The organism is Flavobacterium sp. (genome assembly GCF_023151265.1).
GTDB lineage: Bacteria > Bacteroidota > Bacteroidia > Flavobacteriales > Flavobacteriaceae > Flavobacterium.
The window spans coordinates 1-10,324 of the sequence record NZ_JAKLJH010000097.1 but is presented as its reverse complement, the minus strand read 5'-3'; the positions used below and the strand labels follow the sequence as shown (position 1 = coordinate 10,324).

The 10,324-nt window shown below is 30.8% G+C and carries 9 protein-coding genes; 7 read left to right on the top strand and 2 right to left on the bottom strand.

Going from position 1 to position 10,324, the window contains the following annotated elements; genetic code table 11:
* The 4 genes from dnaK to L6Q46_RS09795 all read left to right on the top strand — a co-directional run.
* A partial coding sequence (gene dnaK / locus L6Q46_RS09810) for a molecular chaperone DnaK (RefSeq protein ID WP_291284158.1) occupies window positions 1–1,698 on the top strand: 1,698 nt, incomplete at its 5' end.
* 199 nt (window positions 1,699–1,897) lie between these two features.
* Window positions 1,898–3,400 carry a T9SS type A sorting domain-containing protein gene (locus tag L6Q46_RS09805; RefSeq protein WP_291284157.1) on the top strand — a complete coding sequence of 501 codons (1,503 nt, stop codon included), beginning with the start codon at window positions 1,898–1,900 and terminating at the stop codon, window positions 3,398–3,400.
* Window positions 3,401–3,467: 67 nt separating this feature from the next.
* Window positions 3,468–4,541: a T9SS type A sorting domain-containing protein gene (locus L6Q46_RS09800; RefSeq protein ID WP_291284156.1), complete on the top strand. Its 1,074-nt coding sequence runs from the start codon at window positions 3,468–3,470 to the stop codon at window positions 4,539–4,541.
* Window positions 4,542–4,642: 101 nt separating this feature from the next.
* On the top strand, window positions 4,643–5,272 hold the full coding sequence (locus L6Q46_RS09795; protein ID WP_291284155.1) for a hypothetical protein: 630 nt from the start codon (window positions 4,643–4,645) through the stop codon (window positions 5,270–5,272).
* Between the two features lie 64 nt (window positions 5,273–5,336).
* Here L6Q46_RS09795 and L6Q46_RS09790 read toward each other — a convergent pair whose 3' ends face one another.
* Window positions 5,337–7,877: a zinc-dependent metalloprotease gene (locus L6Q46_RS09790; RefSeq protein WP_291284154.1), complete on the bottom strand. Its 2,541-nt coding sequence runs from the start codon at window positions 7,875–7,877 to the stop codon at window positions 5,337–5,339.
* A gap of 180 nt (window positions 7,878–8,057) precedes the next feature.
* Between L6Q46_RS09790 and L6Q46_RS09785 the strand changes: the two genes are divergently transcribed.
* The 3 genes from L6Q46_RS09785 (at window position 8,058) to L6Q46_RS09775 (ending at window position 9,987) form a co-directional block, all read left to right on the top strand.
* Complete coding sequence (locus L6Q46_RS09785; RefSeq protein WP_291284153.1) at window positions 8,058–9,008, top strand: nitronate monooxygenase; 951 nt, start codon at window positions 8,058–8,060, stop codon at window positions 9,006–9,008.
* Window positions 9,009–9,042: 34 nt separating this feature from the next.
* The gene (locus L6Q46_RS09780) at window positions 9,043–9,432 is read left to right on the top strand and encodes a hypothetical protein (RefSeq protein ID WP_291284152.1); all 390 of its coding nucleotides are present in this window, start codon (window positions 9,043–9,045) and stop codon (window positions 9,430–9,432) included.
* An 84-nt stretch (window positions 9,433–9,516) separates the two neighbouring features.
* Window positions 9,517–9,987: a hypothetical protein gene (locus tag L6Q46_RS09775; RefSeq protein WP_291284151.1), complete on the top strand. Its 471-nt coding sequence runs from the start codon at window positions 9,517–9,519 to the stop codon at window positions 9,985–9,987.
* 50 nt (window positions 9,988–10,037) lie between these two features.
* Here L6Q46_RS09775 and L6Q46_RS09770 read toward each other — a convergent pair.
* The coding region (locus tag L6Q46_RS09770; RefSeq protein ID WP_291284150.1) for a glutaminyl-peptide cyclotransferase at window positions 10,038–10,324 on the bottom strand (287 nt) is incomplete at its 5' end.

Here is a 10,324-nt window from a genome sequence, read left to right as displayed (position 1 = left end):
ACAAAAACGATTGCTTCTGTAAAACGTTTTATGGGTAACAAGTATACTGAAAGTGCAAAAGAAGCTTCAACAGTAGCTTACAAAGTGGTTAAAGGTGACAACGATACACCTCGTGTTGATATCGATGGTCGTTTATATACACCACAAGAATTGTCTGCAATGACACTTCAAAAAATGAAAAAAACAGCTGAAGATTATTTAGGTCATTCAGTTTCTGAAGCAGTTATTACTGTTCCAGCTTACTTTAACGATGCACAACGTCAGGCTACGAAAGAAGCAGGTGAAATTGCAGGTTTAAAAGTAATGCGTATCATCAATGAGCCTACAGCAGCAGCTTTAGCTTATGGATTAGACAAACAAGGAAAAGACCAAAAAATCGCAGTTTACGATTTAGGTGGAGGTACTTTTGATATTTCTATCTTAGAATTAGGAGACGGAGTTTTCGAAGTATTATCTACAAACGGAGATACTCACTTAGGTGGAGATGATTTTGACCAAGTAATTATCGATTGGTTAGCTAACGATTTCAATGCTGCTGAAGGTGTTGATTTACGTAAAGATCCAATGGCATTACAACGTTTAAAAGAAGCAGCTGAAAAAGCAAAAATTGAATTATCAGCTTCTGCTCAAACAGAAATCAACTTGCCATACGTTACAGCTACGGCTTCTGGACCAAAACACTTAGTTCAAACGTTAACAAGAGCTAAATTTGAACAATTAGCTGAATCTTTAGTAAAACGTTCTATGGAACCAGTTGCTAAAGCTTTAAAAGATGCTGGTTTATCAGTTTCTGATATTGACGAAGTTATCTTAGTAGGAGGTTCAACTCGTATTCCTGTTATCCAAGAACAAGTTGAGAAATTCTTCAACAAAAAACCATCAAAAGGAGTTAATCCTGATGAAGTAGTAGCAATTGGAGCTGCAATTCAAGGTGGAGTTTTAACTGGTGAAGTAAAAGACGTATTATTATTAGACGTTACACCACTTTCATTAGGTATTGAAACTATGGGAAGTGTAATGACAAAATTAATAGAGTCTAACACAACTATCCCAACAAGAAAATCGCAAGTTTTCTCAACAGCAGCAGATAACCAACCATCGGTAGAAATCCACGTTTTACAAGGAGAAAGACCAATGGCAAATGATAACAAAACAATTGGTCGTTTCCATTTAGATGGTATTCCACCAGCACCAAGAGGAGTTCCTCAAATTGAAGTAACTTTCGATATTGATGCGAATGGTATCATCAAAGTATCAGCTACAGATAAAGGAACAGGAAAATCACATGATATTCGTATCGAAGCTTCTTCAGGTTTAACTCCAGAAGAAATCGAAAGAATGAAAAAAGATGCTGAAATGAATGCTGAAGCAGACAAATTAGCTAAAGAAAGAGTAGAAAAAATTAATGAAGCTGATTCTATGATTTTCCAAACAGAAAGTCAATTAAAAGAAATTGGTGATAAATTAACTGCTGAGCACAAAACAGCTATCGAATATGCTCTAACTGAATTAAAAATGGCTCACGAAAATCAAGATTTAGAAGCTATTCAAAAAGGTTTAGACAACGTAAATGCAGCTTGGAAAACAGCTACAGAAGAAATGTACAAATCACAAGAGCAAGGAGCTTCTCAAGCTGAGCCACAAGCGGCTGCTTCAGGAGACCAAACTCAAGATGTAGATTTCGAAGAAGTGAAATAATTTTCAAATCGAAAATAAATTTAAAACCGAATCAGCAATGATTCGGTTTTTTTTTGTTCTTTTGTAAGAAATTAATCTAAAATAAATGAATAAAATTTTTACTCTTCTGTTTTTGTTTATTATAACATTTACTTTTTCTCAGTCACCTACATGTAGTGATCCAACATTATTATGTGGTGATTCATTTCTTTTTCAAACCATGACAAATCAATCTTCAATTGGGCAAGTAGGTTGTTTAAACAATGCCAATAACCCAAGCTGGTTTTATTTTAAAGTAGGTAATGGAGGAAACCTAGTCTTTGATATAAGACAAGGTAATAATTATCCAGATTTTAATAATTTGGATGTAGATTATATTTGCTGGGGGCCTTTTACATCAGTTCCTAATTGTGATACAGATTTGTATAGCTACAATGGTAATACATCAATTTCAAATAATATTGTTAGTTGTAGTTATAGTCCATCATCAACTGAAATTTTAGATATTCCGAATGCAATTGCAAATTCTTACTATATTCTTCTTGTAACTAATTATAGTAATAACCTAGGTTCATTAAAAATTGAACAAACAAATGCAAATGATGTTAGTGCAGGAAATCTAAATTGTACTATAATATGTAATGTTAGTTTAGGTCCTGATAGAGTTATTTGTAATAGTTCAATGAATAATATTAATTTAACGGCAAACTTTGATCCAACTTCTGAAGTTACTCCAAATAATGTAGAATATGAATGGTATTTTAATGGTGTTTTGCAATCAGAATTAACAACACAAACGGTATCTGTAAACCAATCAGGTATTTGGAAAGTTATTGTAAATGGATATTGTTTTTCCATAGTAGAGGATGAGGTATCTATAATTATTGATTCAAATGAAATTAATACAAACCCAATAATTCTAAATGGTCAACCTGGAGAATGTTCTCCAGTATTTGATTTAACACAGAGTGAAAGTGTTTTTCTTAACGGAATCAATCAAAGTGATTTTGACTTTATGTACTTTGATGAAAATTTTGATTTAATTTCTAATCCCGAATCATTTAGCATTAGTGAAAACACCTTTGTTTTTGTTTATTTTACTAATATTAATTCTGGATGTTCTTATGACTTTTTTCTATTTTTAGATATTGATTGTCCTCCTACAGAGATTACTATTGTTTCACAACCAAATAATCAATCTTTCAATGTTGGAGAAAGTAGAACTTTTACGACCAGTAGTTTAAACGTTAGTAGTTATTTATGGCAAAGAAGCACTGATGGTGGTTCAAGTTGGATAAATTTGGATAATGGAGGAGTGTCACCTTTAATTAGTGGTGTAAATTCAAACACATTAATATTGGATAATTTACCTTCAACTTATGATGGAAGTTTATTTAGAGTTCAAATGACAAGTGCTACTGATTTAAAATATTCAGAGAGTGCTTTATTATCGATTGCTTTAGCTAATTCTAATTTTGAAACATTTGATTATATTATTTATCCTAATCCAACTGTTGATCAATTTACAATTCAATTAGAAGAAAATTTATTATTAAAAAATCCTAAGTATTCTATTTTAGATTTAAATGGAAGAAAAATTTTGGAGTGTAACATTGTCGAAAATGTTTCTATTATTTCTGTTGAAACCCTACAATCTGGAATCTATTTAATAGAAATATCAACAAATGATTCTAAAAATATTAAGAAAATAATTAAAAATTAAATTATTATAAACCGAATCAATAAGATTCGGTTTTTTTTTTGTTCTTTTGTAAGAAATAGTTACAAATATGAAAAAACTTTACACATTTACGTTTTTATTTATTTCAGGATTAATTAGTTCGCAAATTACCAGTTGTTTTAATGCAACTCCTGTATGTGCAAATGGGAGTTTAATTTCTAATACTACTGGAATTGCCGAAGAAGGTAGTTTATTATGTTTAGGTGCTACACCTAATCCTAAATGGTATATTTTTAAATCAGGATTAAGCGGGGCTATTGACTTACAACTTAGTCAAGGGGATAACTCACCATCTTATAACAATCAAGATGTTGATTTTATTATGTGGGGGCCTTTTGATCATTTACCAGATTGTACATCAGAACTTTCTTTTATAAATGGTTCACTACCAAGTAATAATGTTTTAGATTGTAGTTATTCACCTTCTTCAACTGAATACGTTAACGTTGCAAATGCTCCTAGTGGTAAGTTTTATGTAATTATGTCTACAAATTTTTCTAATCTATCTGGGAGTATTTTAGTGCAACAAACCAATCAAGGTCAAGTAGGAGCGGGGTCATTGATTTGTGATTATGTTATTATAGACGATCAGCCATCAGACAGAACTTTTAATGTAAATGGAGCTACTTCTTTTTCTGTAACTACATTAAATGCAAGCTCGTATAGATGGGAGATGAGTATTGATGGTACAAATTGGACACCACTTAATGATGGTGGAACAATGCCTGGAATTTCAGGAGCTTTTACAAATACATTAAATCTTACTAATGTTCCATCAACTTACGATGGCTATTATTTTAGAGTATCAGCATCAAACGCTGGGGATTCTGTATATTCAAAAATATCTCAACTAAATTCTACTTTGTCTCAATCAAATTTTGATAATGAATTATTTTCTGTTTATTATGATATATATTCTGATGCAATTGTTATTCAAAATAATGATGAAACACACGCTAAATTTTCTTATAAATTGTATGATTTAAACGGAAGAGTAGTTGCTACTGGAGAAATAGATTCTCAAATTAAAAATCTTTCTACTTCAAATTATCAATCTGGTGTATATTTATTAGAAGTATTTAATAAAGGTAAAAGATTAATAAAAAAGATAATTAAAAATTAAATCTAAAACCGAATCAGCAATGATTCGGTTTTTTTATTTCATAAAATTCAATCATATCTATTTTTTTGTATATTAGGAACTTAATTTAACAACCTACTATTATGAAAAAACTATTTTTACTTCTTATTTTATCAGTATCAACAATCGGATTTGCTCAAAAAGGAAAAACAAAAGCAAAACCAGCAGCTACAAAAAATGTTGTTTTAACAAAAGTAGATAACATTTCTGCTGAGGTTATTTCTGAAAAATCAGGAAAACGCGTTGTTCTTTTTGTGAAAAATGAAGATAAAGTAGATACATTGGAAGTAAAAAAACTAGAAAAAACTGATTTTAAACCAACTGGTTTTGTTGTAAAAAGTTTTTCAACGCAAGGAAAAAAGTTTTATCATGTAAATTGGAAAGAAGAAATTAAAATTGATACCAAATTAAAAAAGGAAAATGGAGTAGTTACCGAAGATCAACTTTGGGATACTGAGACTAAAACACTTTTGTTAGGAAATACTCAAAAGTCGAGTCATATTAAGGAAACTATTTTTTTAGATGCCAATAAAACCGCTTCACATGATGTTGAAAAAAATAGAAATGAAGGTTTTGAATTTATGTTGAACGCTGATGGTAGTTTTAACTTAAAAACAAAAACTCAAAATAGTACTTATGTTTACAATGTAGCAACAAGTAAGTATGAGATGAAAGGTGCTCCAAAGACTTCAGGAACTAAAAAGAAAAAATAATCAATTTAAAATATAAAAAAAGGGATGACAATTAAGTCATCCCTTTTTGTTTAAATTTATTAGTTTATTTAGGTTTCATTGCATTTTCAATTCTTGCAACTAAATCGTTTAGGTGAAATTTAGTTAAACGATCTGCAGAACCAGCCGCAGCTGATTTTAACTGATTTTTCAATTCATTTAATTGTCCACGAGCAATTGATGGAATATCGGTATCGGCTAAAACAATTCTTCTACCACTAAAGAAAGTAACATTTGTTTTTTCTGTTGACATGGTTTCAATCAATTTAGAAACAAATAGTTTTTGTAAATTTCTTCTATAAATATCAATAGGTGCGTTAGCTCTTATTTCAGAGAAAATACCTTTTCTTAAATCGCTCATTAATTCATCAACAGAATAATTTGCTTTGTTTTGAGATGAAGTTTCTAATAAACGAACTAAACGATCTCCAGCTAATAAACTAGAAAGTGTTCCATCTTGAATTGATTTGATAGCTTCAACTCCGTTTTCTGGTTTAATTTTAGATAATACGTTTTGGTCTAATAACCATTTTGGAGTTTTGAATAATTGCTCATTTAAGAAAGCAACAGCTTCATTTTGAATAGATGAAGGAACCACTTCGTATTTATTTCCTTCCATGTCATACGTTTTTGGAGTTTCGTAAATACCACCAACATTTTTGGTAACGTGACCCATATAACGTCTGTACTGGCCTGTTAAAGAGTTGTATAAACCGTTTAATTCATCATAATCTTCACCGTTTTCTTTACTCCATTCAATTAAGTTAGGTAAGATTCTTTTTAAATTTTTAATTCCATAATCAGAAGCTTTCATAGCGTTATCTCCTAAATCTTCTGTTTGATATCGTGGGTCATACGGATTTGTTTCGGTACCAAACCATAAACGACGATTTTTGTATGCCTCTTTTGTCATTTCGTTTAATAATACTTTTTCAGCATCTTCGTCTTTGGCATCTTTAAAGTATGAATAACCCCACTTAATTGCCCATTTATCATAATCACCAATTCTTGGGAATAAATCAGTTACACCGTCTTCTGGTTGTGCTACATAATTAAAACGAGCATAATCCATAATTGATGAAGTATGACCATTTTGTTTTTGAAATTCCTTATCACGAAGTTTTTCTACTGGAGTTGCAAAACTAGCTCCCATGTTGTGGCGAAGACCAAGAGTATGTCCAACTTCATGAGCCGCTACAAAGCGAATCAATTCTCCCATTAATTTATCGTCAAACTTTTTATTTCTAGCTTGTGGATCAACTGCAGATGTTTGAATTAAATACCAATCGCGTAATAAACTCATAATGTTATGGTACCATCCAATGTGACTTTCCATGATTTCTCCAGTTCTTGGATCATGAACATTTGGGCCATAAGCATTTTGAATTTCAGCTGCAAAATATCTCAATACTGAAAAACGAGCATCTTCTAAACTCATTGTTGGATCATTTTCTGGCCAATATTCGCCTCGAATTGCATTTTTCCAACCAGCAAATTCAAAAGCCTCTTGCCAATCATCGATTCCTTGTTTGATGAATGGTTTCCATTTGTCTGGAGTTGCTGGGTCTAAATAGTAAACGATTGGTTTTTTTGGTTCAATTAGTTCACCTCTTTTTTGTTTTTCAGCATCTTCAGCATTTTTTGGTTCTAAACGCCATCTCACAGCAAAAATATCAGTATCGGCTTTTTGAGAATCTTCCTCAAAAACATCGTATCCGTTAGCAAAGTATCCAACTCTTTTGTCAAAAGCACGTTTACGCATTGGATTTTCAGGAAGTAAAATAAAAGAAGTGTTTAATTCCATTGTAACCACACCTGCATCTAATCCCGCAGGTAAATCTACCCCAATTTTAGGTGTTGGATTTCTTGATAATTGTGGTGCAACGGTAGTAAATGTTTTTGTAGTTCTAATTTCAGTATTGATTGGAAAACTCTTTACAAACTGAATAAATGATTTGTCTTTTTGAAAAGCTTGAATGCTTAACATTTGTTTGTTAATTGAATTCAGTGAGAAAGTTTGCATGTCAGATTCGAAAGCAGCAGTCATATCAATAACGCTAGCAATATTTTCTTTCCCCGATTTATCTTTTTTGTAAGCTAAAATGTCATAAATTCCAATAATTGGATCTGCACTTGAATTTTTAACCGATTTTGTAATTGGTTTGTCTTCATCTGGTGTCATAATTACATAAGTAATCGAACGAAGAAGTATAGTGTTGTTTTGTCCTTTTTCAAAACGAACGACTTGACGATTTACTTCTTCACCACCAAATATTCCACCTCCAGCAGGAGTTTTAGAATATCTTGTAATAGTCATAATTTCTTTCCCAATTAAGGAATCTGAAATTTCAAAAAGGTATTTTTCTCCTACTTTGTGAACATCAATAAGTCCATCTTGAGTTACAGCAGTTGAATCAATTACCTTTTTATAAGGTTTTGGTTCTTTTTTAGCATCTGGTTTTTTAGCATCCGATGCAACGGTTTCCATTTTGGCTTTATTTGTTGTCTTCTTCTTGCTCTTTGTTGCACTGCAAGAAAATAGAAATAATACCAAAATACTACTTAGAAGTGTAAGTTTGTTTTTCATTATTAAGTTAGTTTGTTCAAATTTATTTTAAATCAGTGTTTTCTCTTATTAAATTAAGTTTTTATTAAGAATTTTAACAATTGTTATCACATTTTTAGTCCAAAACAGTAAAATAATAATTTTTATATGCGTGCATAATATTTTTATTTTTCTTACATTTGAAAATAAATTCAAATAAAAATGGAAAAACAATCGTTGACTTCGCTTTTACAAATTACACATCCAGTAATTATGGCTCCTATGTTTTTGGTATCGAATACTAAAATGGTTATTGAAGGAATGAAAAGTGGTGTTGCAGGTTGTATTCCGGCTTTGAATTATAGAACTTTAGAAGAATTAAAATCTGCTATTCACGAATTGAAATCTGCTAAAGTTCCTGGCGGAAGTTTTGGATTTAATTTAATCGTAAACAAATCTAACGTAAAATACAAAGAACAATTACGTATTTTGTGTGAAGAAAAAGTGGATTTCATTCTGACTTCGTTAGGTTCACCAGAAGAAACTATTAATGAAGCACATAAAGTAGGAATCAAAGTCTTTTGTGATGTTACCGATTTATCTTTCGCTAAAAAAGTAGAAAGTTTAGGAGCCGATGCTTTAGTAGCAGTAAACAATCAAGCTGGTGGGCATAGAGGAAATATTAGTCCAGAGGAATTAATAAAATCTTTAAACGAAAATACTTCTTTACCTGTAATCTCTGCAGGTGGAGTAGGAAGTAAGGCTGATTTAGATAAAATGCTAAGCTATGGAGCCGTTGGTGTTTCCGTAGGAAGTCCGTTTATTGCTTCCATTGAATCGGGTGTTTCTCAAGAATACAAGCAAGCGTGTGTGGATTATGGTGCGAAAGATATTGTAATGACCGAACGTATTTCTGGAACTCCATGTACGGTTATCAATACACCATATGTTCAAAAAGTAGGAACCAAACAAACTTGGTTGGAAACTTTATTAAATAAAAATAAAAGCCTAAAAAAATGGGTCAAAATGATTCGTTTTTACATTGGAATGAAAGCTACTGAAAAAGCAGCTACACAAGTAACATATAAAACTGTTTGGGTAGCGGGACCAAGTATTGAAGATACGAAAGCTATTTTGCCTGTTTCGGAAATTGTAGCGAAATTGGTTAAGTAGTTAATTTATAATTACATTTGCAAAAATAATTCCATTGAAAAGAGTCGCTCATTATATTGTTACAACTTTAACCGTTTTTATATTCGGTTATTTGTTGTTGCGTAGTAATGATACTTTGCCTATTTCTCAACCTTTAAAAAAAGAATCTACAAAAGAAATTTCCTCTCATTTTAGTCAAGGAAAAATTGATTTTAATCAAGAAGGAATTCAAAAAGAATCCGTTTCATTAAAAACGAATCAAAATTTTTCAGGTTCAAATGAAATTGTTAGAAAGCAAATTCCTTCATTTTTATTACCAACTTCTTTAGTTCAATTGGAATTATTCAATAAAAATAGTTTTGAAGTCTTATTCGTTAAAAAGAACTTTTTAAATCTGTTTTTAAACACCTCTAGAATCATTTTTCCGTTTCATTATTTCTGGTAAAATTTATTTTAAGTTTTGTTAATCCCTTGTAAATAGTATACTTGGGGAAGTCTTATTATACACTTAATTTAAAATAAATTCAAAATGGATATTACCAACACTATTATAGGAATCGTATTTTTTTCATTAATCATTATTCCTATTTTCATCATCAATAATAACGTTAGAAAAAGAAAAAATCAATTATTAAACACGTTAAACGAATTATCGTCCGATAAAAACATCAAGTTCTCAGATACCGATTTTTGGGCAAACAATTCAGGAATTGGATTAAAAGGCGATATGATAGCTTTCTTTAGAAAAGGAGAAGAAGCTCAAATTAATGAAGTTGTTAATTTGAAAGAAGTTAAAAAATGTACCTTAGTTCAATTCGACAAACATGGAAATGTACCAAAAAACAATCCTGAAATTAATAAATTAGCTTTGCATTTAACATTAAACAATCATAAAGAAGTTAATTTGGTTTTCTTTCACGCTGATGCGAAAAATTTCATAATCGGAGAAGAATTTAGAATTGCTAAAAAATGGTTAGATATTATTACGAGTAAAATCTAAAAGTAAAAAAGCCTCAGAAATGAGGCTTTTTTTATGAATTTCGAATAAAGTTACTCAACTACAATCTCAAAAGTTTTATCCCAATTTTTACCTGTAACAAAATACGTTTTAGTAGCTGGGTTAAATGCAATTCCATTAAACGCATCTAATTCTTGGTGCTGGGTTACTTTGCTTCTTAAATCATTACAATTGATTACGTTTTCAACAGCGCCAGTTTTTGGATTAATTACTGCTATAGCATCTTTTTGATAAATGTTTGCCCAAATTTTTCCATTAATCCACTCCATTTCGTTAACTGCTTCAATCTTTGCGCCATTCGTGTAAACATTAATGAAAT